Source organism: Rhizobium sp. BT04, assembly GCF_030053135.1.
Classification (GTDB): Bacteria; Pseudomonadota; Alphaproteobacteria; order Rhizobiales; family Rhizobiaceae; genus Rhizobium; species Rhizobium binxianense.
Map to the genome: position 1 here is coordinate 75,073 of NZ_CP125649.1, position 22,300 is coordinate 97,372.

The following is a 22,300-nucleotide window of genomic DNA, read 5'->3' on the forward strand; positions in this document are numbered from 1 at the left end:
GCTTGTTCACGTGCATGAGGCGGTGTCTAAAGGGACGCATATTTTCCGCTGCAGCCTTTCTGGTTCTTCTTCTGGTCGACTTCTTGAGGTCCCGTCGTGGATGTTCGACCGATCAGTGAGTGGTTGTTGGCGCAGCCTGGCGGTCCCGCACGTCGATCTCGCAAGCCTGCATTCTTTGGCAAGATTGCTGAAGGACGCTGATGCCTCATCGCAATCTTCGGTAATGGGCGCAGCATTGGTCTTTCACGAAACGAGTCGGAGAGATGTTCATGCCTCGCCAGTCCATGACATGCCAGTTCGATCTGTTCTCGGCCCCGCAGCGGGGGAAGACGGCAGGGACGCCGCAATGGCCGGAGTTGCCGGAGGAGACCCGCCAAGCGTTGACGGTGCTCATCGTGCGGCTGTTCGTCGATCACGCAAAGTGCGGACATGCCTGCCAACAGAAGGAGGCCGGTCATGATGCATGAGAAGATCGCGCCGCATCATCTGGAGCGGAAGGCCATCCTCTATGTTCGGCAGTCCTCGGCTCACCAGGTTCTGCACAATCGAGAGAGCAGCGCCCTCCAGTACGCCATGCGCGACCGTCTGGCAGCGCTTGGATGGTCACATATAGAGACGGTGGATGACGACCTTGGTCGTTCGGCCGCCGGCGGCGTGACCCGCGCTGGATTTGATCGGATGGTGGCGGAAGTCTGCCTTGGCAAGGTAGGCGCCGTGGCCGCGCGTGAGGTATCGCGCTTCGCCCGGAACAGCCGCGATTGGCAGCAACTCATCGAGATGTGCCGCGTTGTCGATACCGTCCTGGTCGACCAGGAAGCAGTTTATGCGCCCCGCCAGGGCAACGACCGCCTGCTCTTGGGTTTGAAGGGCAGCCTCAACGAGTATGAACTCGATCTCTTGCGTCAGCGTTCCCTTTCCGCCCGCTATGAGAAGGCTCGCCGCGGTGAACTCGTCGTCACTGTTCCGGCCGGCTTCGTAAAGGCCGGTGACAGGATCGAGAAGGATCCCAATCGGCGCATCCAGGAAGCCATCGCACTCGTCTTCGACAAGGTCACCGAACTCGGGAGTGCCCGGCAGGCCTTGCTATGGTTCCTTGAGCAGGGATTGGACCTGCCCGTCAGGTGCGCCAACGGTGACGTCATCTGGCGCAGGCCAAATTATGCCACCATCCACCGGATGATTGCGAACCCGATCTACGGCGGCGCTTATGCTTATGGTAAGAGTCGTTCCGTACCAGGATACGATGGCCGATCTGGAATTCGCCGCAAGGCGCGTGATGAATGGCTGGCGCTGATCCCGGATGCGCACGAAGGTTACATCAGTTGGGAACGGGCGGAGGAGATCCGCAAGATGGTCAGCGACAATGTACCGGCCAGTCGCCATCATGGAGCGCCGAAGCATGGCGACGCTCTGCTTGCCGGCCTGTTCCGCTGCAAAAGGTGCGGCCGGAAGCTGACGGTTCGTTACACAGGAGCCAACCATAACATCCCGCGCTATTCCTGTTGGCGAGGGTTGCTCGACAACGGCGAACCACGTTGCATCGCCTTCGGCGGTCTGCGGGTCGATGACGCGATCGAAGAGGCACTTCTCGGCGTGGTCGAGCCAGGAGCCATTGCCGCCGCCGTCGAGGCGGAACGCAATATGGCCAACCAACGCGATCAGGTTCAGGATGCCCTGATGCGCGACCTCGAGGCAGCACGCTATGTAGCCGACCGGGCATTCCGGCAATATGACGCGGCCGATCCAGAGAATAGGCTGGTGACGTCGGAGCTGGAAGCACGCTGGAACAAGGCGCTGACTGGCGTCGGTGAGATCGAGGCCAAGATTGCCAAACATCGGACAGTTACGCCGCATCCGTTCCCCATGTCCGCATCACAGGTAACCGCACTTGCGGGAAACCTTCGCGCCGTCTGGACGGCGCCGACAACCGATGCAAGGCTGAAGAAGCGCATCGTGCGCACGCTCATCAATGAAGTGGTCGCCGATCTCGATGATGGAACCTCTGAGATCGTCCTCGTCATTCATTGGGTTGGAGGCGTCCACACCGAACTGCGCCTGCCGAAGCGACACCGTAGCCAAAGAAATGCGACCCCTGACGACATTGTCGACGCTGTGAAACAGCTCGTCTTGATCGCCAATGATGATGTGATTGCCGGTGTCCTCAATCGCAACGGACTGACGACCGGCAATGGCAATCGCTGGACACGGGAGCGGGTCACCGCGCTGAGGTCATATCGCAAGATTCCGGTCTTCCGTCCGCAGATCGACGGGGTTGAGCCATGGCTTAATCTGGGCGGTGCGGCGAAGTTACTCGGGATATCGCCAAAGACGCTGCGTCTGGCGGCCGAGGCTGGCGATATTAAGGGGGCTCATCCGCTACCCGATGGCCCATGGATCTTCAGCCGTTCCAAACTCGCGACCCCGCAAGCACGTCAGATTCTCGATCGTGTACGGAAGAACCCTCGCCACCCCGCGGGATCGCCTCCAGATCAGGAAAATCTATTTCTTTCAATGACATAGAAAGATGGGTGTTATGAAACAGGATTGTAATCGCTGCACCAGTTTGAAAGCGCTGACCGAGCATACGCCAGTGACGAGAAGAGCGTTTCATTCAGGAACTCGTCTCGCAGCCGCCCATTGAAGCTTTCGATGAAGGCGTTCTGGATCGGCTTGCCGGGCGCGATGTAGTGCCATTCCACCTTGGTCCGATCCGTCCATTGCAGGATCGCGTTGCTGGTGAACTCACTGCCATTGTCGCTGACGATCATCTTCGGTTTGCCTCGCCCCTCGATGATCCGGTCCAACTCACGAGCAACCCGCAGGCCGGAAAGGGACGTATCGGCGACGAGCGCCAGGCACTCCCTGGTGCAATCATCGACCACGGTCAGCACTCGGAACCTGCGCCCATCGGTGAACTGATCCGACACGAAGTCCAACGACCAGCGATCATTGGCTGCCATCGGGGGCTGCCATCGGGATCAGCATCGGCGCTCGTGTGCCTATCGCTCGCTTGCGGCCGCCGCGCTTGCGCACGGCCAGCTTTTCCTCTCGATAGAGCCGGAAGAGCCGCTTGTGGTTCACAAGATGTCCCTCACGTCTGAGCAGCACATGAAGACGTCGATAGCCAAAGCGGCGGCGTTCATGGGCCAGCGCCTTCATCCGATCGCGAAGGTCATGGTCGTCACCGCGCCTGGTTTCGTAACGGATCGTCATCCGACAATAGCCGATGGCTTTACACGCCCGCCGTTCGCTCATCTGATGTTGATCAACCAGATGCGCGACAGCTCGCCGCTTTGCTGCGGGCGTCACCACTTCTTTCCCAAAAGGTCTTTCAAAGCGGCATTGTCGAGCATGGCATCTGCCAGAAGCCGCTTCAGCTTTGTGTTTTCGTCCTCCAGCGTCTTCAGCCGTTTGGCTTCCGACACTTCCATGCCGCCGAACTTCGCTTTCCATTTATAGATGCTGGCATCGCTGACACCGTGTTTGCGGCAAAGCTCCAAGACCGGCGTGCCAGCCTCGTGCTCCTTCAGAATCCCGATGATCTGTTCGTCTGTGAAACGGTTGCGCTTCATTCTCTGGTCCTCTCAATGGGCCAGAGCTTACTTCAAAATGGATTATTTCGACGGGGCAAGGTCAGCAAGGTTCGCAATAAGATGAACGATCGGCTCTCCGAATCCGCTCCGTACTCATCCTGGTGAGGGAGATAGTTCGTAACCATCCGGCCAAGGCCGCGGGGCTTATGATTACGGCTCGTCTGCCATGATGCGTTCGATCTTTTCCGGATCACGTTGCTCGTCGAGAAGAAATTGGCGAACGCCGCCTTCCCAGGAGCGCACGTCGGCAAGGAACTCCTGCAGGCTCTAGATGCCCGCGGTCGGTAAAGGTTGTGATGCCCTCGTCGGGGCCGTCGTAGACATGGATCATCTCGCCGTAGTCGATGTTGTCGGAATTGCTGGCGATTTCTTCAAGCAACTCGAGGTTCTCACCGATCAGCGTGGCGACATATTCGATGGTGTAGACATGCGTCGGGCGCGCCATCAGGCCGCCACCTGCCGGGCGCTTACGGCGGACCAGTTCCACGGCAATAGTTCCGGCAGCCTTGATACTGGAAGGCTGGGCATGCGGGCGAGCACGTCCGCCAGCCAGGCCTGCGGATCGATATCGTTCATCTTTGCCGAGACGATCAGGGAATACATGAAAGCGGCACGCTCGCCTCCACGCTGGGAGCCGGCGAATAGCCAGGCCTTTCTTCCCAGAGCAATACCGCGCAGGGCGCGTTCGGCGGCATTGTTCGAAAGGCAAAGCCTGCCGTCGTCGAGGAAGCGGGTGAAGGCGTCCCAGCGACCCTCCTTCTCGAACATGTAGTTGATCGCCTTGGCGACGGGATTGTGCTTGGACATCTGGGAACGCTGGGCCATGAGCCATTCATGCAATTCCTCGACGAGCGGGCGAGCATGCTGCTGCCGCGCCGCGAGACGTTCCTCGACGGACATGCCGTTCATGCCGCGCTCGATCTCGAAGAGCGCGTCAATGCGGGCGACGGCCTCAAGTGCGACAGGCGATATCTCGTGGGCAGGTTTGCCCTTGCGCACGTTGCCGGCGATGTCAGCGAGTTCGAAGAATTTGCGCCGCGCATGGCTCCAGCAGAGCACGCTCTTGACCGGCGTAGGGCCGCGGTCCGCACGGTAGAGGTCGTTGTAGCCACCATAGGCATCGGCTTGCAGGGTGCCGTGCCATCCGGCGAGATGCGTGTTGGGGGGGGGCTTCTCGCGATCGGGAGAGAAGTGGAAGAGTGCGGCGGGAGGCGCGCCGCCCGCGAAAGGGCGGTCATCGCGGACGTAAGTCCAGAGCCTCGCCTGCTTTGTTGCTCCCCTGGCCAGAAGCGGCACGGTGGTGTCGTCACCATGCAGCCGCTCGGCGGCCAGAACATGGGCACGGATCAGGTCATGGATCGGCTGCAGGGCCGTCGTGCAGGCTCCGACCTGATCGGCCAGTGTGGAGAGACTGAGAGCGACGCCTTCCCTGGCGTAGCGCTCAGCCTGGCGGTTCAATGGCTGATGTTGGCCGAACTTCTCGAACAGGATCGTCGCCAGCAGGTGCGGTCCTGCCCATCCCCGCGGTGTCGCATGGAAAGGGGCCGGTGGCTGGCTGATCTTCTCGCAGTCCCGGCAGGTGAACTTCTCGCGCACCGTCTGGATCACCTTCCACTGGCGCGGAATGATCTCCAGCGTCTCGGTGATGTCTTCGCCCATCTTCACGATGCGGGGCGAGCCGCAGCAGGTGCAGGTCGAGGGAGCTTCGATGACCAGGCGCTCACGTGGCAAGTGCTCGGGAAACGGCTTGCGGGCCGGCCGGCGGCGTTCGAAAGCCGAGACATTTGTGATCTTCGCTGCCACGCGTTCCGCGGCGATCTCGTCCTCGGTGGCGTCGGCCTCGAGTTCTTCGAGCTGCAATTCCATCTGGTCGATCAGCCGGGTGCGCCGTTCCGAACTCTGGCCATACTGCTCGCGGCGCATTTTGGCGATCTCGAGCTTGAGGTGCCGGATCATCGCCTCGGAGGTCGTCACGACGGCGCGCACCTGCGCGAGGTCGGCCTCGGCGGAGGCAGCACGCGCTTCTGATGCCGCTAGCGCGGCGCGCAATCTGGCTATCTCCGAAGCAGCATCATCCATAGCCGAAAGCTATCATGCCGCATGCCGAAAGCCGAATAAAAACAGAGTAATGGAGACGATTAGCCTGCCTTCGAAGGCCGCTGCGTCCAGCGCGGGTTGCGCCAGTCGATCCCTTCCAGGAGATATCCCAACTGCGCCGCCGATACCGGCACAGCGGAGCCATTCTGGCTGACCGGCCAGATGAACTTTCCAGCTTCCAACCGCTTCAGGTAAAGCGACATGCCGATCCCGTCATGCCACAGGACCTTGATCAGATTACCCTTGCGACCCCGAAAGCAGAAGACCTCACCGCCATCAGGGTCCCACGGTCAAGGCCTTGCTGGACCTTCAGCGCCAGGCTGTTCATGCCGCAACGCATGTCCGTCACGCCACCCGCGATCCAGACCTTCACACCAGCGGGAAACGCGATCATGACCCATCCACGACGGGCAACAGGCGGGCAAGAATGGTCGGATCAAGCGAGGCTGGGATCATCAGTCGTCGGCCGTTCGGCAGGCCGATCTCGATCAACTTATCGCCGTCCGCCTGGAGTGGAGCCATCATCTCGGAAGATGCTGCAGGCGGCGGCAAAATCGAAAGCGGCACGAAGCTCGTTGATGCGGAAACGCTCAGAAGCCCGCTTCGGCACTCCCGCCGCCAGGTCGTCAACAATGACCGCGACAATCCATAACGCCGTGCTGTCGCCGAACCCTGCCGGTATCCGTGCAGACTTTCTTCGACAATCCGCACCTTCTCTTCATCCGACCAATCTCGACGGCGACCAAGATCGTCGACGGACAGAACCTCAATGGGGGAAATGATTGTAGCGCATAACATAAGGCATGGACTTAAAGCCAATCAGCAAATCAAGACAGACGGCCTTCGCCGGATGGATACGATGAGGCCTTTCATCCATCTGTATGTTAAACGCGCTACCGATTTCAATCGACGCACAGTCGCTTGTTACAAACGAAATCAAAATGTCGCGCCTCAGCAGACGCGCGGACGTGCCCGACAAATTGGCACTGCGTATCGTGTGCAGCGTCAGTGATCAGCCTTCGCAAAAGCAACAGTGCCAGCCGCGGGCGAAACACGCTTCAGGACTATGAAGAGCCAGATCGCAGCGCTTATCTGCACGGCGACCTGGAACCTCTTGAGCACTACAGATGAAGCTCGATTCAATTTTCCAGATCGGTCGAGTTCATGAGATAAGCTCTCAAAGAAGGCTTGTGTCAGCGAGGAGTCCTTCGACAGATCAATGATCTATACCCGCTGCGAACGTCTAATTTTGTTAGGCACTCCAAGCGATGCGGGAAAAAAGAGGCTGGCTCTGAGGAGCTTGTTGAAACTTCATGTCCGAAGAGAGCCATCCGCACGAAGGCCACATGACGCCAAGCAAACTGTTCTATCTCGCGCTCGGTTCCGTCGGTGTCGTCTACGGCGATATCGGCACGAGCCCGCTCTACGCTTTTCGCGAGGCGCTGAAGCCCGTGGCCCATGACGGCCTCACCCGCTTCGAGGTGATCAGCCTGATCTCGCTGATGATCTGGGCGCTGACGATCATCGTCACCATCAAATATGTGCTGTTTCTGCTGCGCGCCGACAACGAGGGAGAGGGCGGCACGCTGTCGCTGCTTGCCCTGTTGATGAAAACCGCCAACGGCCATACCGCCATCCTGATGCTGCTCGGCCTGATGGGCGCCGCCCTCTTCCTCGGCGATGCGATGATCACGCCGGCGCTATCGGTGCTCTCGGCCGTCGAAGGCCTGAAGCTCGTCACGCCAAGCTTCTCGGAATATATCGTGCCGATCTCGGTGGTGATCCTGGCGCTGCTCTTCGTCGTGCAATCGCGCGGCACCGGCGCCGTCGCCAGGTTCTTCGGCCCGATCACCGCCGTCTGGTTCCTGGTCATGGCCGCCGCCGGCATTTCCCACATCTCCGATGACTATGGCATCCTCGCCGCCTTCAATCCCTATTATGCCGTCAGCTTCCTGCTGCATGAGGGCTTTTACGGCGTCGTCGTGCTCGGCGCCGTCTTTCTGACGGTGACGGGCGCCGAGGCGCTTTACGCCGATCTCGGCCATTTCGGCCGCCGCCCGATCCAGTGGGCCTGGTTCCTGCTGGTCTTCCCGGCGCTGACGCTGAACTATCTCGGGCAGGGGGCTCTGGTTCTCGGCAAGCCGGAGACGATGTCGGATCCCTTCTATCTGATGTACCCGAAATGGGCGCTGCTGCCGGTCGTCATTCTGGCGACCGCCGCGACGATCATCGCCAGCCAGGCGGTCATCACCGGCGCCTTCTCGATGGTACGCCAGGGCATCAACCTCGGCTTCCTGCCGCGCATGGAAATCCTCTTCACCTCGGAAACCAATACCGGGCAAATCTTCGTGCCGTCGGTCAATGCCGTGCTGTTCATCGGTGTCATCTTCCTGGTCCTGAGCTTCAAGACCTCCGATGCGCTGGCGACCGCCTATGGTATCTCCGTCACCGGCGCCATGGTCGTCACCTCGATCATGGCCTTCGAATTCGTTCGGGCCCGCTGGAACTGGTCGCTTCCGCTTGCGGTGGTCGCGCTTGCGCCGCTGGTCGTGCTCGAATTGATCTTCCTCGGCGCCAATCTTTTGAAGATCCACGACGGCGGCTATATCCCGATCCTGATCGCCACCGCCTTTACCGTCATCATGTGGACCTGGCGCCGCGGCACCGCGATCCTGATGGAAAAGACCCGCCACACCGATATTCCGCTCCCCTCCTTCGTCAGCGCGATCGAGCGTAAGAGCGACCATTCGCCGGCCCAGGTTCCGGGCACCGCGATCTTCCTGACCAGCGATCCGGAATCGGCGCCTGCCGCGCTTCTCCACAATCTTAAGCACAACCATGTGCTTCATGATCGCAACGTCATCCTGACGATCCGCACGGCCAACAAGCCGCGCGTCCTGAACCAGGACCGCTTCAGGATCGAGCAGATTTCCGAGCGCTTCTTCCGCGTCGAACTGCTCTTCGGCTACATGGAAGCGCAGAACGTCTCGCAGGCCCTGGCAGTGTTACGCAAGGCCGGACTGAAGTTCGACATCATGTCGACCTCCTTCTATCTCGGCCGCCAGAAGGTAATACCGGACACCAATTCAGGCATGCCCTACTGGCAGGACCGGTTCTTCATCCTCCTCGCGAATGGGGCCTCTCTACCATCAGACTATTTCCACCTCCCCGCCAACCGGGTGGTTGAACTAGGATCGCAGATTATCGTTTAGATGCGGCCGAGACGGCGGCCAGAGAGTACCACCTCGGCGGTGTTTGACAAACAACGGGTTGTCCAAACTTCGAGCAGGTTGCGAACACAATATCTGCTTCAAATGCAGAGCGCGCCTCATGTATCCATCCCGTTGGATTAGAGCCGAAACCGACCTTCTTCACAGCAAATCAATTAGCACATTCAAATTTCACGCGGGGTAAAAATTGCAAAAGGAGACGGAAGCATGAGCCTGAACAGGAAAGCAGATACCGCAGACAGCCGCTCGGATCAGGAACCGGCCAGAGTCGACGACACTCGATCGTCAGGGTCCCCATCCGCTTCTGAGGTCGGGCCGTTCCGGTAAAAAGATCATTTTTTCAACAGTTGCTGTTGGACTTTACCTACGGATGTGACTTTTTTATCCGCTACAGCGATATGGCCGCTGAACATTAAAGGGGCACGGATATACGATAGCGGCTTCAGCCGGGGGCGCGGCTTGCTCAAAGCGGCAAGCTAAGGTCTTCGGCGGCGATATGGCTGACAGTTTCGACGAACAGGGCGCACTCGGCCTGCATGACGTTTCGTTCAAGACGCTAACCGCCAAGACGTTCGCCGGCACGAGGACCGCGAGGGACCAGTCGGGATTGCGGCGCAGCCGGGCGACGGCCCTGAGGATTTCCTGTTTGAGTGGGCGGAGGCTGCGGCCGCGATATCGCGAAACGGAAACGCCTGCGTAGGCGGCGGCCGTATATTCACCCGCGATGATGTCATTGGCGAACTGCGCGATTGCCGTGCCGGGGCTGCGATTGTTCTCGCCGGCAAAATCAAAGGGCGTGGGGTTGAATGCGGCGATGAACTCATCGAACCGGCGCGGGTGTGCGTGACGCCGAACCTGATCACACCTCCGCATCCGGCCGTTCGTCCACTGGCGAAAAGCCGGTATCTCGGATCGACATCTCGAAGCTGTTTCAGGGGCTTATAATGGCGACGTCGGAATGACCGGCTCAACCTGTGGTCGCATTCATGAGCACGCGGCCACAAGGTGCCCGTCTAGTTTACGATGCCTCGCTGACAGCAGAACAATCGGGCACGGCGTTTGTTTTCACAAGCCAAATCCATGACTTCGGTCACGCGAACGCGCTGCAGACAGTCGCATATCGGAGTTACGCGGTTCTCTCAGAGCCCGATTCAAAAGTTCATTCGTATATCCAATATCTTGCCATGCGCCTTATGAGCATTCTGATTGAAGTGATTTGCGCCCATGCGGTTGCGCTTTCGATCGATTTCTCCCAATCCTTGGCGAGACGGCGGCAGCGTCCAAGCCAGGCGAAAGTCCTTTCCACCACCCATCTCTTGGGCAGGACGACGAAGCCCTTGGCGTGATCCGAACGCTTGACGATTTCGATCGTCCAGTCACCATGGCCGCTCATTGCTCGCCTCAACTTGGCTCCGGCGTAGCCACCATCGGCGAAGATGTGGCGCAGCCACGGAAAACGGCGGCGGATCGCCTTGAGGACATGGGGTGCGCCGTCGCGATCCTGTATGTCGGCAGCATGGATGAACACGAAGATCAGAAATCCAAGCGAACGGGTCGAGATTCCCTGGATATACGCTTCCTGGATAACGGCCGTCAGAGCCTTTTCCGCCATGCGGCGCGGTTCAAGGAAGCTCGGAAAGTAGCTGCCTTTGCGCAGCTTCGGGATGCGAAGCTCGACCGTTCCAGCTCGCGTTTCCCACTCGCGGTCACGGTGGCCATTGCGTTGTGCTAGCCGCATGGGGTTCTTCTCGCCGAACTCTGCACCCGTAGCCGAGCCTACTTCCAGCTCCATCAGCCGCTCGGCAGCAAAGCCGATCATCTCACGCAACAAATCTGCATCCGCGCTCTTCTCAACAAGTGAGCGCACGTTCATCATGTCATTGGTCATCGGTGGTCTTTCCGTCAGGTTGGTCTTGAACAACCCGACCCTAGCGGAAAACACCCATGGCCTCCCGCAAAGCCGATCACCCGCTACAGCGCAACGAGAAGCGCGCGGGCACTCGGCTTTGCTACCTCCCGCCACCTACACCATCTGCTGGGACACGATCATCAAATGGGGTTTCGATGAGCTGGACTGCTATCGCTCGCCGTGAGCATAACCGAGACGTGCTTCGTTTTCCAAGTGATTTGAAGGACCGGGAATGGGCGTTGATCAAACCGCTGATCCCGCCAGCGCGTCGTGGCGGGCGGCGTCGGGCGACGAATATGCGCTCGGTCGCGGAGGCGATCCTCTATATCGCCTCGAGCGGCTGCCAATGGCGCATACTGCCGGGCGATTTTCCGCCGGTTTCGATAGTGCGCGGCTATTTTTATGCTTGGCGCGCGATCGGACTGTGGCAGCGCATCAACCAGCTTCTGGTGATGGCGGCGCGGGAAATCGAGGGACGGGAGGCGCAACCGAGTGGACACCGGTGCCTGGGCCGAGGTATTCCGGCAAACCATCATCGGGTATGAGCGCCCCATGCACGGCCCGGGTGGAATTGCCCAACCGTTTTACCCGCTCGTGAAATGACCCGACCGGGCTTGCCTGAACCGCATCCTTAACCCCGTGACTTACAAGCATGATGTTCGCGAGATTTTTGCCGTTTCCACCGGATTGTCGGAAGGCATGTGCTTCGCAATTTCGGTGAATAATTCAGGAGGGAAATAAGTCTGCTGTTCGACACGGCTCCCGGCACTTGGAGAGCTTTGAACCTCGGTGGCCTGCTGTTGCTTTTCTCTATCCATCAATCAGCCTCCGATATGCATTGGATGTTCACAAGCTATCATCTCGACCCGGTAGGCTAAATCGAACTTTGACTACATTTGAAATTACATGTTGTCTGCTGCCTCTCGGCACCGGAGCAAACTTCCGGCGTCAGCTCATCAGCGACGCTATCTTCCCTCGTCGTATTGCCGCCTCGGTCTGGTGGCACTCATCAGTTCCGCGCGCGACATTTCGCCGGCTTCCGTGGTTGCATTGGCAATCGACTCTATTTTCTCCATACGCTGCTTGCTCGATAGAGCGACGTTGCCCAAGCAGGACACGGTTTCTCGCTGAATGATTTCAATATTTTCATCCACTGAACGATCGGACCTGAATACGGTGGGAGCCGGCTGGGTTTCTAGAAAGCGCGCGACCTCCTCTGCGGTCGCATAGGCAGCCGCCAACTCGGGATTGCTGTTTCTCGCGTTTAAGACGCGTGTTCGCAACTCTGAACTCAGCGTGCCATGGTTAGTAGCGAGTATTCGGGCGGCATAGTTTCGGACGCTCCCCTGGGCACCTTCGCGCTCGAAATGGAAAATAGCTCTGTCGATGAGCCGATCCCTATCTTCCGGAGCGAGGACTTGTAAATGCTTCGTGATAGCACTGATTGCTGCGAGCTGCTTGCCGGCATTTGGCAGATCGAGGATTCGATCCACCAAGGCAGTTTTCCTGGTCCTGGTTTGAAACGGAAGAGTTGGCGCAATGGCAAAAGCTCGCAAAGTGGCTGTCGCAGCCCCTTGTCTAAGGTCGGGATTAGCTGAGAACCCTTCGGAGGGTATTGCCGCCTCGAACAGGGCTTTACTTGTGTTGCCTAGCCGATTTATCCGCGTGTGAAACGTTCCAGCCTCAGACTTTTCGACTGCATCTTTTGCCGAATGCCCGGCCAATTTAAGCCGAGTCATATTATTGGCAGATTCCACGAAGTCTTCGGTAATTAGACGTTTTGCCACTTCGCCGAAGATCGCCTCCGGCAATCGAACCGGCCTGCCGGTCCCGATTCCAGCAATGCGGCGCGTCGATTCTTCGCTATGCATATCTCTGGTATCCTGTGCCTGTTTAATGGACAAAGTACCGTATCACGAGCCGGAATCGAGGTCTGAAATATCTCGTTTAATCTGCAAGAATACGACGCCTTCCGGCACTTCCTTGCTGTAAAAGGCTAAATCCCCGCGCCGCCGCTCGGCTAAAGCGACATAGAAGGAGCTACGACAGTCGCCTCCCATCTCAAACCATTTGAAAGATCGGGCAGGCCTTTTACGCGCCGGCCGCCGACATCATCCAGATGCCGCCGTTTGAGAGCTTCAAGAATGCGGCAAGTTACTATGCGATCTTGAGTCACGAGGTCACACATTTCACGGCGCCGGCGCATCGCCTCGGCCGCGACCTCAGCCGCTATGCCAAGGACAAATCCGAGCGGGCGCGAGAGGAACTGATCGCCGAACTCGGCAGCTGCTTTCTGTGCGCCGACCTCGGCATTGTTCCCGAGCTCGAACCCCGGCCCGATCACGCCTCGTACCTCGACTCCTGGCTCAAGGTCCTGAGCGACGACAGACGGGCTATTTTCCAGGCGGCGGCACATGCGCAGCGGGCCGTAAGTTTCCTGCACTCCCTGCAGCCCGAAACCGCTGGCGAGCGGCTCGCTGCCTGAGGGCCATCAGTGTCGGTCGTTGGTCTCGCCAGCGGCCGGCACCTGTTCAGGCTTGGACGCGGAGAGCGTGTCAGGATCAGCCGTGAGGTCCAGTTTGCCCCAGATCCAGGTTTTCCGGTCGATCGGTTTGAGCTTCCGGGACGGCCTGATTTCGACGGTAAACGGCTTTGGCTGCGGACGCATAGATCCTCCAGGCGAGGATTCGCGAGCACGACAATAGCGCGAAGAACGGGCAACGCAGCGCCCTTGTTCGGCTGTTTCCGGACGTTTGATTTTGACATGTGGCAAGGCGGCAGGCCCGCGGTCGCAAGGGTCCGGCAGGCAGTCGGGGCGCGGCTGCCATCGTCATATTCCTTCCGCCACTGAGCCAGGCCACGTCCTTCGCGGGCTCGATGAGGCATGTCTGATCGAAAAACCGGCTTCGCCTCGATCGTCTTCCCGCAACGGCCTTCCAAAACCTTCTTCCCCTGAGCGCGGTGCGCCCATTCCTCGCGGAACAACAAAGTTTCTCCTGGCCGCCCTCCATTTCATTGCGGCCCTACGAGCCACCCCATTGCGCGGGCGCAACGGGGACCCCGGGGGTGCGGTCCGATCGTCCCCGATCTTTGCGACAGCCATCGAGGCCGCGATGGGCGCGGCCCGAAACAACAAAGGAATACGACAATGGCAACCATCGGCACCTTCACCACCTCCGAAACCGGCTTCAATGGCTCGATCCGCACGCTCGCCCTCAACGTCAAGGCCCGCATCGCCCGCGTCGAAAACCCCTCCGACAAGGGCCCGCACTTCCGCATCTACGCCGGCAACGTCGAGCTGGGTGCGGCCTGGCAGAAGCGCTCCGAGCAGGACCGCGACTACCTCTCGGTCAAGCTCGACGATCCGAGCTTCCCCGCTCCGATCTACGCGACGCTCACCGAGGTCGAGGGCGAGGACGGCTACCAGCTGATCTGGTCCCGCCCCAACCGCGACTGAGATCAGGATAGGCCCCGCCGCCGAGGCGGGGCCAACCGGCGTCAAAGATAAGCCGGCGGCAGGCATCGAGCGTTCCGCCGGCTTTTTCGGTGCGATACGGAACCGGAATTTGTCTGCTCAGATGACGCTATCGTGCCGGGAAGAAATGCCGGCCTCGAGGACGAGCGGTTGCCCCCAATTTTGCCTCCGCTCCGGTTCCCTCCACTCCAACAAAATCGGCTCTCCCACTCGCCGGCTCCGCCGGTCGCTTCCGCGCTCCTTGACCCTGCCATCTCTTCCCGCCCCGCCGTCTCGTCTTTCACGAACTCAAGGAGATGAGACGATGACCATCGAACAGCACATCGAGGAGCTGCGCGCCGAGTTGAGGAACGCCTGCGACGCCGTCGAGCGGCGCCAGGTCGAAGCGGAGCTTCAACTCGCCCAGGCCGATCTGGCCGCGGCGCTTGCCGAACAGGACGGCATCATCGACGCCGAGCCGCCTTTCTGAGGCGGCTCTCATTCTGCTGGAATATGAGCCTGTCGGCCGGATCGACCGGCCTCCCGGTTGTCAGGGATTTCACCCCTCAACGCTCCCCTCCGGCTCACACCGGATACGGTCGCGTCCCCTCCGGGTCCGCGGGTCTCTTCTCTCTCTGACGTCCCAGTTTACTCCAGCAAATCCGGCGTCAAGGACGGCGCGGTCTCCCCCAATTTTTCCGCCGCCTTCGCTTCCCGAAAAAATCGGTTCCCCCGCTTGCGCGCCACGTCCCGCGGTCCTTGACCCCTCTTTGCCACGAGTGGCCGATCTCTGTCATCAAGATGAAGGAGATCACACAATGACATCTGACCAGAACCTTGCGCTCTACACCAAGCTTTCCGGTTTCCGGCTCGTCGTCCTGGCGAACCGCTTCGGCTGCGATACCGACGTTTCGCGAAAGCTCCATAAGCGACTGCTGGAAGGACTGGAGGCGGCTGCTGGTCGTATCCGGACCATCATGGCATTGGAGCGGAGCATTCTTGCCGGCGACGACGACCATGCCGCGTACCGGCTGGAAGGTGAGATCGAGATCCTCGGGCGCTTCACCATCATCCTGCTGGAGGAGCTCGACATCGATTTCGACACGCATGAATACCGCATCAACGGCGGCGATTGGTCCAGCGCTTTGACGGCGGACTATACCGGCGTCGACATCGACTATCCGGAGCTGATTGCGCTCACCGATGACGAACTCGGCTCACTTGCGCCGGTCATCAAGGATATCACATGCGAAACCGGTATCGCGGTAAGCGCCTCCCGTGTCAGCAACATCAGGTGCTCAGGATCGTAATCAATCCTGCGGCGGGCTCGACCATCCGGAGGGCGGCGACAGCGGCCCTTCGTTGAAATGCCTGCGAGACCATCGCAATGATGGCGAGAACGGCCCGCTGAGCCTCTTCCTTTCGACCTGCCGTCATCTGTCATCGGGGATGCCCTGACGCGTCACGATGCCGAACTCGGCCAAGTGGCCGCGCAAGGCGTTCACAAACATCGTCCGCTGCCGCTCAAAAGCTCGCGGACCCGATGCAGCATCAGCACACTCTGTTGCTCGTCGCTCTTCACCGGAACGAAGCGCATAGTTGGCCGCGTTACCGCCTCGCAGATCGCTTCGGCGTCGGTCGCATCATTCTTATGACGCTTCACGTAGGGCTTAACGTAAGACGCCGGCATCAACCTAGCCTCGTGACCCAGTGCCATGAGAACCCGAGCCCAGTGGTGTCCGGTCGCGCAAGCCTCGATTCCGATCAGGCACGGCGGCAATACCTTGAAGAATGTAACGACATCGTCACGGCGAAGCCTGCGACGGCACACGATCGCGCCTGCCTCATTGATCCCGTGAACCTGAAATACTGCTTAGCGATATCCAGGCCAATTATGGTAACCTTCTCCATGGATGCATCTCCTGATGTCAGTTCGACACCCACATCTTGGCACATTGCGATGCCGAGAGCGGAGGCCGTCCATCACATCAGGTCAGGTCACAGGTCATCATAAAACTTGCTCGTGCACGTCGGCCGACCGGGGAAGGTGTGTTTCCCTTCGAAAACCTGTTCATGTCCACGCACCCCTTCATCGTGACGCCGAACCTGATCACACCTCCGCATCCGGCCGTTTCGTCCACTGGCGAAAAGCCGTTGACTGGGATCGACATCCCGAAGCTGTTTCAGGGGCTTATAATGGCGACGTCGGAATGACCGGCTCAACCTGTGGCCGCGTTCATCAGCACGCGGCCACAAGGTGCCCGTCATAGATTACGATGCCTCGCTGACAGCAGAACAATCGGGCACGGCGTTTGTTTTCACAAGCCAAATCCATGACTTCGGTCACGCGAACGCGCTGCAGACAGCCGCATTTCGGAGTTACGCGGTTCTCTCAGATCCGGTTCTTTCCTAAGAAGACTTCCTTCCGCAGGCTTTGAATGAGGCGAATTGCCTTGCAAACGGCCCGATATATTCCTGCCGCCATAGTACTCTTCCGCCGCTTTTCGGCAGACTTCACGATAGAAAGCGTCTGCATCCTCAACCGTATATCCAGCGCCCACAAAACAGCCACGCGCCACCTCGTGGAGTGTATGCCGAATCGAACTCGTGTCGTCGTATACGGCGTTAAGGCAGGCTACGATCACAATGACCTCTTTCTTTGACAACCGTGCCTGACCACTCATCAGACGCGCGTGGTTCATGCAGGCGACGGCGTTTGCGCATGTAAATGAGTCACCAAGTCCAGAACAATCTTCGAATCCGTCTCCTTGCTCATTCAGCTTTACATGAGCGATCGGCAGGTTCTTCATGCCTGCTATTTCCGGGTGGTTCAGATCCTCAACAAGCTCGGGATCATAGCCGGATCGCAGTTCCTGGAGCCAGATGTCTAGCTTGTGCAGCCACGGCCCCACCAAACTGGAATTGCGCTTGAGCTTATTCTTCTTGGGATCCTCAAACATTAAGGTCGCATCGAGCTTTTCCGTTTCCTCTTTGGAGAGCAAACCATGCTCGATTAGCGTCTTCATCAGAACGTTTTCGGCATGTCCCCAGTGCGCCTCAGCAGCATATACCTTTCTGAAGTTTAGGATCGTCTGACCGGCCGCAAACTGCGCCTCTTCGCTAAGACCGCAGGTCTTACCGGCCAGGAGCGGCTCGAGCATCTCGACGCAGTTCTTGAACGACAAGCCCTTCTCGCTTCGGAAAGTGTTCCTGAAGTGCCGGACGCCGTTGTTGATGAATGGATGAGTAATCGATCTTGACGTGTATCCATACGCGCCGGTCTGCTCGTTGAAAACTCCCGTCAGCGCATACTTATTCTTCTCGTCATAGATTGGGCTTTTTGTTAGGTCGAAGTTTTTCGGAACCTGAGGCGGCATATACCTTGCCACGCAGTCGTCCTTCACGAGAAGGCCCCTCATGCAATTCAGATTCAGGGCGAGCGACCGGCGGGCATCAGCAGAGTCCACCCGCCGCGCAATGTGAACACGCGTCGCTGCCCGGTAGTCAATCATGGTGACAAATTGTCTATCGCCGCAGGTACGAATTCGATTTATCGGCGGCTTGTTTAGACGCTGAGTTTCAGCGGTGGCCGCATGATACCGCGTGTGAGCTTCTCGTGCCCTGCCTTGAGCCCTCCTGAGCCGCTCACTGGAGGTGAATCCTTTTTTACCGTCATGCAGCGATGTGGTGGAGAGGGGAAAGTCATTGACGATCTTATCGTAGGCGTAGCCCCCAGCAGCTATTAACAAGGCGTACTTCAACCCACGCAGGTTTTGCCCTTGGGATCTGCTATACCTTGTACTTGCTCCTTGTTCTGCAAGCTCCTTCTTTGGTTTCGCAGGATCCGCGCCACCTGAGATTGCGGCGCGCGGGGAAGGACGCACAGTGGGTGAGTTAACCGCTACATCGCGCGCAGTCGGTGTCTTGGTGGCCGGCCCCGGCCTTTCAACGATCCGTAGTGGCGAAAAGCGTGGAAGTTGCTTAATCCCAATTCGCATCTCACTGCTCCTTAAAAGTTAAAATTGGAACTGTAACATTAACGACGCATCGATCAAAAGTTGGGATGTGACGGCTTGACCAGAGTTGGCCGGATGCTGGCTTGGCGACTAAGACGCATGTGAAACTCCCCGCGCCACTATTTCTCAAAGCAGAGGCATTTCTGTGGAGGATGTGGTTATATACCACAATGCTTGGGATGAGCGTCAACGCATGCGCGTTACAGTTGTAATGTAGCTGCTGCGGTCCGTTCACGCGTCGAGCTGGCACCTCTTCAACCACAGGAGATTGACTTCCTCTCGGTTTCAACAATATCCGCACCTTGCCAAGCGTCGTGTCAGGAGCCGAATGTGGGCGATAGTGATCCAGGCCTCGGCTGATGCGACGGACTTTTCCCAATCCTTCGCCAATCGTCGGCATCTGCCAAGCCATGCGAAGGTGCGCTCCACGACCCAGCGACGCGGCAGAACCTCGAGGCCCCTTGGCCTTATCGGTCCGCTTGACGATCTTGAGCGTGAACGCAGCGATCTTTTGCAGTGCGCCCTTCAGCTTCGGTCCGGCATAAACACCATCGGCGAAGATATGTCTCAGCCACGGCCAGCGCCTGATGGTTTTGAGGACGGCAGGCGCGCCGTCGCGATCCTGAATATCGGCGCTGTGAACCATGAGGCCGACCATCAGTCCGAGCGTGTCGACGACGATATGACGCTTGCGTCCCTTGATCTTCTTGCCCGCGTCATAGCCCGAAATTCTCCCACGTTCCGTGATTTTCACGCTTTGACTGTCGATCACGCCCGCAGACGGCGAGGCCTCCCGACATTCCAAGTCACGCGCCTCCATCACAAGATGATGGTTGATCCGGCCCCATAACCCTGTCGCTCGCCATTGTAGAAATAGGACTGCAGGCGGAACATCCCTGGGCATCATGGATCGCTAGACCTTGCCCATTCCTTTTCCCAAAGATCGAAGAGGCTGGCGACGATGGCCATAGACTTCTTCTGACGCAGCGTGGAGCGGCTGTCGGCATCCCGACCGCGGGCCTCAGCCCCCGGATTCATTTCATGAGGAACGTGCTCGCGCATGCTGGAAAGAGCGGTAGGCGGGTGGTCTCCGCTTTCATTGCAACGGCCTTTGCCCAGGAGACGCCGGAGGCAGCAAGCGCTCAATGGCGCAGCGTCGCCGATCAGATCAGACCAAAAGTGCCGGAGCTCGCCACCATCATGGACGATGCGGAAGAGGACGTGCTTGCCTACATGACTTTTCCGAAAGAGCATCGGGCAAAGTTGCATTCGACGAATCCAATCGAGCGTCTCAACGGCGAAATCAAGCGACGTACCGAGGTCGTCGGTATCTTTCCGAACGATGATGCTATCGTCCGTCTCGTCGGCGCATTGCTGCTCGAACAGAATGATGAATGGGCCGTCCAACGCGCCAGATACATGACCCTTGAGACCATGGCGCAAATGAGCGATGATCCGCAAATCAGTCTGCCCGCTGTGGCTCGCTGATATCCCTCCGACCCAATGTCGGAAAGCACGGCCATCAGCCGCGACCTACACCACTTCCATGGACACGATCCCACGGGCGTTTTAGACTGGATCGAGCTGGGAGGTTTGCTATTAGAAGATATGAAAAGTCGTCATCAAACCGCCCGAGCTTGGGTTCGGCGCGGCTTTTACCTTTTCTGGTCCTTGAAGTTCTCCATCGCAAATGCTGGAACTGTTGCACGGATTCGAATTGCCCCGGCTTAATTTGCTCAACGATAACCAAATGAGCGTTTTAGCGCAACGATGTGCTGGGTGACTGCGAAGTAGTTTGCACATTTCTGCATTTGAAGATCGTGACGACTTTTGCGGACGGTATCCCCACAAGTCGCCAATGAAGCGGTCCGCTCTTGAGCGTATAACAAAACCTGCTTCACGTAAGGTCGGTGAAGGCCGCAGGTTAGGCTGCTTTAATCAATCCGTGCGACAGCCACTCCGCGGGCGCGGCTTGCCGACCTTCTCAACCGCATCGCCGCGCGTCATCTTCGCAAGAAGGATTGGCTTGCATAGCTAACGAGCGACAAATGCAACACGATTTTGGTTCAGCTAGTCGGTTCTGGGTGTTAGACGTACGACTTGGAAACACCGGAGTTACACGACGATGGATTGCGAGACCAAGCGTCCTCTAGCACAGAGCGCGCGCGGCCGACCGAGATTGCGAAACGCTTGAAAGCGAAAACTCCGGTCGAAAACGCAAACCCACACGGTCTTTCCAACTCACCGCCAAACATGAGGTTTGGCCGAAGACGCTTCCTTCAAACATTTTAGGGGCGGCTCAAACGGGGGCCGATTCAACCAGCGCTTTGCGTAGCATAGCAGCAGACCGCGACGCCTTTAAGATTGCAGGCCGTTTAACACTACTCCCCGTCGACTCAGCAAACAAAGAGACGAGTTGAAAATGAACAACGAGTTTTCCATGAAAGACAGCTTGGATACCTTCGTTGCACTGGCGAACCTATCAAGGTTAAAGAAACGCTGGGCCAACCGCACTAATGAGTTGTGGGATATGGCTGAAGCTACAATAGCACGCGAACGGGCGGTAGGCTATATCGGGGAGTGCATCGCTGAAGGAATCCATAGGCGTGAGCCGGCGGTCTTTTGTCCGGAGATTCAGACTCGCTTCCACGCTGTGGGCCTTATGATTGATGAGCATATTGACCCAGGCCGCCCAACACTCAATCGGCGGCGCTTGCTGATTGAACGAGTTGGGAAGTTTACCGACTTCGCTCCCTACCAGCAAGGGCTCGGCTGGACTGCTACCGGTGAAACAATCGCTGAGAGCTTAAATGCTATTGACAAATCCGAGGAGCTTTTTCGGTTCCTTCGAGCGCGGGAAAGGGGCCTGCCCAGACAGGTGCGACCCACCATCCCGTTCACGTCTGAGCAGGCAATAGAGCTGGTTGATGAGGTGAGCCATTTGTATGAGGATATTAGAGAGCGCCTGTACACGATAGACCATTTATTCCAAGATCGGTCGAGGGACGACGTCGCGTTGATCCATGATATCGAGCCCAGTATCGGCTTGCTTTCCCATCAGTTGGAAAGGGAAAAGCGAGATCCAACGCTGGTACGCCTTGATGGTGAGGCCGAGGCGAGGCGAGCGGATGTCGATCATGACCCGTTCTTCGAGGCGCAATCTGCACCCTCGCCCGCATCAGGGACAGAGGGCTTAAGCAGCCGAACGGCCTCGCCTGGTAGCAACGAATTGTTTCGGGACGAAAATGTCTCTCCTGAAAGGTCACAGCGATCGAACGAGGACAGCCACTCTTCGGGGGCGTTCGATGACGACCGGTCGGCGTGGAGAGCGTATGTGACTGGAGAAGGGAGCCATACCAAAGCTGCAACTGGTCGTATGGAAGATGGTGTAGATGACGCGGAGAGGCTAGCTTTTGACCCCGCTACCATTAGCTTTCGCAAGTCAAAAGGCACTTCGTTGCAAGAACCGGCCGCCGCGCTGGGATCGAAGGCGGCGCATGATGAGATCAATGGATCGGAAGGCAATCGACGCGAATTAAACGAGCGTAAGCGGACTCGCAGCCCCGGGTTAGATTATTAAACTCACGATTCGCGCGTTCGAGCGGCCGTTTGTTGCAAGAGAGAAAATCTCTGATGCCGCTCTGGTGCGTGCAAGCCATGCGCCCGCCTTCGCGCAGCGGCGCATAAGGCCGCGGCCCGTGATGAAGTCCCCGGATCCCCGGATCGGGTTTCAATCAAATTAACGCGCTCGGAGCGTCTTGAGAATCTCGGATTAATCCAATCCCCGGTTCGTCCGGTTCCCATCATCTCATCACCCTCACTACCTGCCGTCCAGCTTGCTACTCCGTGTTGCCGAACGGCAGATCCTGTTATGCCGCGCAAGCACTAAGCGGCAAGCAGACCCCATCTGGCGTCGACACCCTTGGTCCCGGCAATGCAGGTAGTCATCCTCCAGGGGCATGCCGGAAGGGGATCGCGCCGCGATTACCTCTCCATGTATT

13 protein-coding genes and 12 pseudogenes are annotated in these 22,300 nt (G+C 58.4%); 12 read left to right on the plus strand and 13 right to left on the minus strand.

The annotated features are described in order from the left end of the window. Window positions 1-269 precede the first annotated feature (269 nt). Both QMO82_RS02650 and QMO82_RS02655 read left to right on the plus strand, forming a co-directional pair. On the plus strand, window positions 270-467 hold the full coding sequence (locus QMO82_RS02650) for a hypothetical protein (RefSeq protein WP_183907041.1): 198 nt from the start codon (window positions 270-272) through the stop codon (window positions 465-467). Next, window positions 457-2,520 (plus strand): recombinase family protein, encoded by a 2,064-nt coding sequence (locus tag QMO82_RS02655; RefSeq protein ID WP_011427411.1) that lies wholly within the window; start codon window positions 457-459, stop codon window positions 2,518-2,520. Before QMO82_RS02650 ends, QMO82_RS02655 begins: the two co-directional genes overlap by 11 nt. A 23-nt stretch (window positions 2,521-2,543) precedes the next feature. On the opposite strand, the pseudogene QMO82_RS02660 reads toward QMO82_RS02655, so the two are convergent. The 5 genes and pseudogenes from QMO82_RS02660 to QMO82_RS02680 form a co-directional block, all read right to left on the minus strand. After that, window positions 2,544-3,572 (minus strand): annotated as a pseudogene (locus QMO82_RS02660) (IS3 family transposase); the annotation flags it as partial. Window positions 3,573-3,743: 171 nt separating this feature from the next. After that, window positions 3,744-4,038: pseudogene (locus QMO82_RS02665) on the minus strand (hypothetical protein). After that, entirely contained in the window at window positions 4,038-5,672 is a 1,635-nt protein-coding gene (locus tag QMO82_RS02670; RefSeq protein ID WP_183907035.1) for an IS66 family transposase, read from the minus strand. Before QMO82_RS02670 ends, QMO82_RS02665 begins: the two are co-directional and overlap by 1 nt. Before the next feature lie 59 nt (window positions 5,673-5,731). Further along, window positions 5,732-6,084: pseudogene (tnpB, locus tag QMO82_RS02675) on the minus strand (IS66 family insertion sequence element accessory protein TnpB). After that, complete coding sequence (locus tag QMO82_RS02680) at window positions 6,081-6,488, minus strand: transposase (RefSeq protein ID WP_183907037.1); 408 nt, start codon at window positions 6,486-6,488, stop codon at window positions 6,081-6,083. Before QMO82_RS02680 ends, tnpB begins: the two are co-directional and overlap by 4 nt. Before the next feature lie 515 nt (window positions 6,489-7,003). Between QMO82_RS02680 and QMO82_RS02685 the strand changes: the two genes are divergently transcribed. Both QMO82_RS02685 and QMO82_RS02690 read left to right on the plus strand, forming a co-directional pair. Further along, window positions 7,004-8,902 (plus strand): potassium transporter Kup, encoded by a 1,899-nt coding sequence (locus QMO82_RS02685; RefSeq protein ID WP_183907036.1) that lies wholly within the window; start codon window positions 7,004-7,006, stop codon window positions 8,900-8,902. Window positions 8,903-9,800: 898 nt separating this feature from the next. Further along, window positions 9,801-9,923, plus strand: a pseudogene (locus QMO82_RS02690) (IS5/IS1182 family transposase); the annotation flags it as partial. 156 nt (window positions 9,924-10,079) lie between these two features. Here the strand turns inward: QMO82_RS02690 and QMO82_RS02695 are convergent. Both QMO82_RS02695 and QMO82_RS02700 read right to left on the minus strand, forming a co-directional pair. Next, window positions 10,080-10,469 (minus strand): annotated as a pseudogene (locus QMO82_RS02695) (transposase); the annotation flags it as partial. 54 nt (window positions 10,470-10,523) lie between these two features. Next, window positions 10,524-10,808: pseudogene (locus tag QMO82_RS02700) on the minus strand (transposase); the annotation flags it as partial. Window positions 10,809-10,984: 176 nt separating this feature from the next. On the opposite strand from QMO82_RS02700, the pseudogene QMO82_RS02705 reads away from it, so the two are divergent. Continuing rightward, window positions 10,985-11,323, plus strand: a pseudogene (locus QMO82_RS02705) (transposase); the annotation flags it as partial. A 150-nt stretch (window positions 11,324-11,473) separates the two neighbouring features. On the opposite strand, the gene QMO82_RS02710 reads toward QMO82_RS02705, so the two are convergent. After that, window positions 11,474-11,647, minus strand: a complete 174-nt coding sequence (locus tag QMO82_RS02710) for a hypothetical protein (protein ID WP_165779457.1) — start codon at window positions 11,645-11,647, stop codon at window positions 11,474-11,476. A gap of 147 nt (window positions 11,648-11,794) precedes the next feature. Continuing rightward, a complete protein-coding gene (locus QMO82_RS02715) occupies window positions 11,795-12,700 on the minus strand; it encodes a hypothetical protein (RefSeq protein ID WP_011427397.1) in 906 nt (301 codons plus the stop codon). A 212-nt stretch (window positions 12,701-12,912) separates the two neighbouring features. Between QMO82_RS02715 and QMO82_RS02720 the strand changes: the two are divergent. Next, window positions 12,913-13,314, plus strand: a pseudogene (locus tag QMO82_RS02720) (zincin-like metallopeptidase domain-containing protein); the annotation flags it as partial. Between the two features lie 6 nt (window positions 13,315-13,320). On the opposite strand, the gene QMO82_RS02725 reads toward QMO82_RS02720, so the two are convergent. Beyond that, entirely contained in the window at window positions 13,321-13,497 is a 177-nt protein-coding gene (locus QMO82_RS02725; protein WP_183741011.1) for a hypothetical protein, read from the minus strand. Between the two features lie 480 nt (window positions 13,498-13,977). On the opposite strand from QMO82_RS02725, the gene QMO82_RS02730 reads away from it, so the two are divergent. From QMO82_RS02730 to QMO82_RS02740, 3 genes are all read left to right on the plus strand, one after another. Further along, the gene (locus QMO82_RS02730; protein WP_011427400.1) at window positions 13,978-14,286 is read left to right on the plus strand and encodes a DUF736 domain-containing protein; all 309 of its coding nucleotides are present in this window, start codon (window positions 13,978-13,980) and stop codon (window positions 14,284-14,286) included. Window positions 14,287-14,608: 322 nt separating this feature from the next. After that, complete coding sequence (locus tag QMO82_RS02735) at window positions 14,609-14,773, plus strand: hypothetical protein (RefSeq protein ID WP_165779456.1); 165 nt, start codon at window positions 14,609-14,611, stop codon at window positions 14,771-14,773. Between the two features lie 328 nt (window positions 14,774-15,101). Further along, window positions 15,102-15,593, plus strand: coding sequence for a hypothetical protein (locus QMO82_RS02740; protein WP_042119538.1), 492 nt, complete (start codon window positions 15,102-15,104; stop codon window positions 15,591-15,593). A gap of 141 nt (window positions 15,594-15,734) precedes the next feature. On the opposite strand, the pseudogene QMO82_RS02745 reads toward QMO82_RS02740, so the two are convergent. After that, window positions 15,735-16,194: pseudogene (locus QMO82_RS02745) on the minus strand (IS110 family transposase); the annotation flags it as partial. Window positions 16,195-16,412: 218 nt separating this feature from the next. Here QMO82_RS02745 and QMO82_RS02750 point away from each other — a divergent pair. Continuing rightward, a pseudogene (locus QMO82_RS02750) lies at window positions 16,413-16,538 on the plus strand (IS5/IS1182 family transposase); the annotation flags it as partial. A 63-nt stretch (window positions 16,539-16,601) separates the two neighbouring features. On the opposite strand, the gene xopAG reads toward QMO82_RS02750, so the two are convergent. Then, window positions 16,602-18,281, minus strand: a complete 1,680-nt coding sequence (gene xopAG, locus QMO82_RS02755) for a XopAG/AvrGf1 family type III secretion system effector (protein ID WP_011427403.1) — start codon at window positions 18,279-18,281, stop codon at window positions 16,602-16,604. 303 nt (window positions 18,282-18,584) lie between these two features. Further along, window positions 18,585-19,173 (minus strand): annotated as a pseudogene (locus tag QMO82_RS02760) (IS5 family transposase); the annotation flags it as partial. Window positions 19,174-19,328: 155 nt separating this feature from the next. On the opposite strand from QMO82_RS02760, the pseudogene QMO82_RS02765 reads away from it, so the two are divergent. Next, a pseudogene (locus QMO82_RS02765) lies at window positions 19,329-19,787 on the plus strand (IS256 family transposase); the annotation flags it as partial. A 934-nt stretch (window positions 19,788-20,721) separates the two neighbouring features. After that, on the plus strand, window positions 20,722-21,879 hold the full coding sequence (locus QMO82_RS02770; RefSeq protein ID WP_011427406.1) for a hypothetical protein: 1,158 nt from the start codon (window positions 20,722-20,724) through the stop codon (window positions 21,877-21,879). Window positions 21,880-22,300 lie beyond the last annotated feature (421 nt).

Excerpts from the sequence above, each read along its gene's own strand:
- QMO82_RS02650 (WP_183907041.1), top strand. The coding sequence starts at position 270 with ATGCCTCGCCAGTCCATGACATGCCAGTTCGATCTGTTCTCGGCCCCG.
- QMO82_RS02655 (WP_011427411.1), top strand. The coding sequence starts at position 457 with ATGATGCATGAGAAGATCGCGCCGCATCATCTGGAGCGGAAGGCCATC.
- QMO82_RS02670 (WP_183907035.1), bottom strand. The coding sequence starts at position 5,672 with ATGGATGATGCTGCTTCGGAGATAGCCAGATTGCGCGCCGCGCTAGCG.
- QMO82_RS02680 (WP_183907037.1), bottom strand. The coding sequence starts at position 6,488 with ATGTTATGCGCTACAATCATTTCCCCCATTGAGGTTCTGTCCGTCGAC.
- QMO82_RS02685 (WP_183907036.1), top strand. The coding sequence starts at position 7,004 with ATGTCCGAAGAGAGCCATCCGCACGAAGGCCACATGACGCCAAGCAAA.
- QMO82_RS02710 (WP_165779457.1), bottom strand. The coding sequence starts at position 11,647 with ATGGATAGAGAAAAGCAACAGCAGGCCACCGAGGTTCAAAGCTCTCCA.
- QMO82_RS02715 (WP_011427397.1), bottom strand. The coding sequence starts at position 12,700 with ATGCATAGCGAAGAATCGACGCGCCGCATTGCTGGAATCGGGACCGGC.
- QMO82_RS02725 (WP_183741011.1), bottom strand. The coding sequence starts at position 13,497 with ATGCGTCCGCAGCCAAAGCCGTTTACCGTCGAAATCAGGCCGTCCCGG.
- QMO82_RS02730 (WP_011427400.1), top strand. The coding sequence starts at position 13,978 with ATGGCAACCATCGGCACCTTCACCACCTCCGAAACCGGCTTCAATGGC.
- QMO82_RS02735 (WP_165779456.1), top strand. The coding sequence starts at position 14,609 with ATGACCATCGAACAGCACATCGAGGAGCTGCGCGCCGAGTTGAGGAAC.
- QMO82_RS02740 (WP_042119538.1), top strand. The coding sequence starts at position 15,102 with ATGACATCTGACCAGAACCTTGCGCTCTACACCAAGCTTTCCGGTTTC.
- xopAG (WP_011427403.1), bottom strand. The coding sequence starts at position 18,281 with ATGCGAATTGGGATTAAGCAACTTCCACGCTTTTCGCCACTACGGATC.
- QMO82_RS02770 (WP_011427406.1), top strand. The coding sequence starts at position 20,722 with ATGAACAACGAGTTTTCCATGAAAGACAGCTTGGATACCTTCGTTGCA.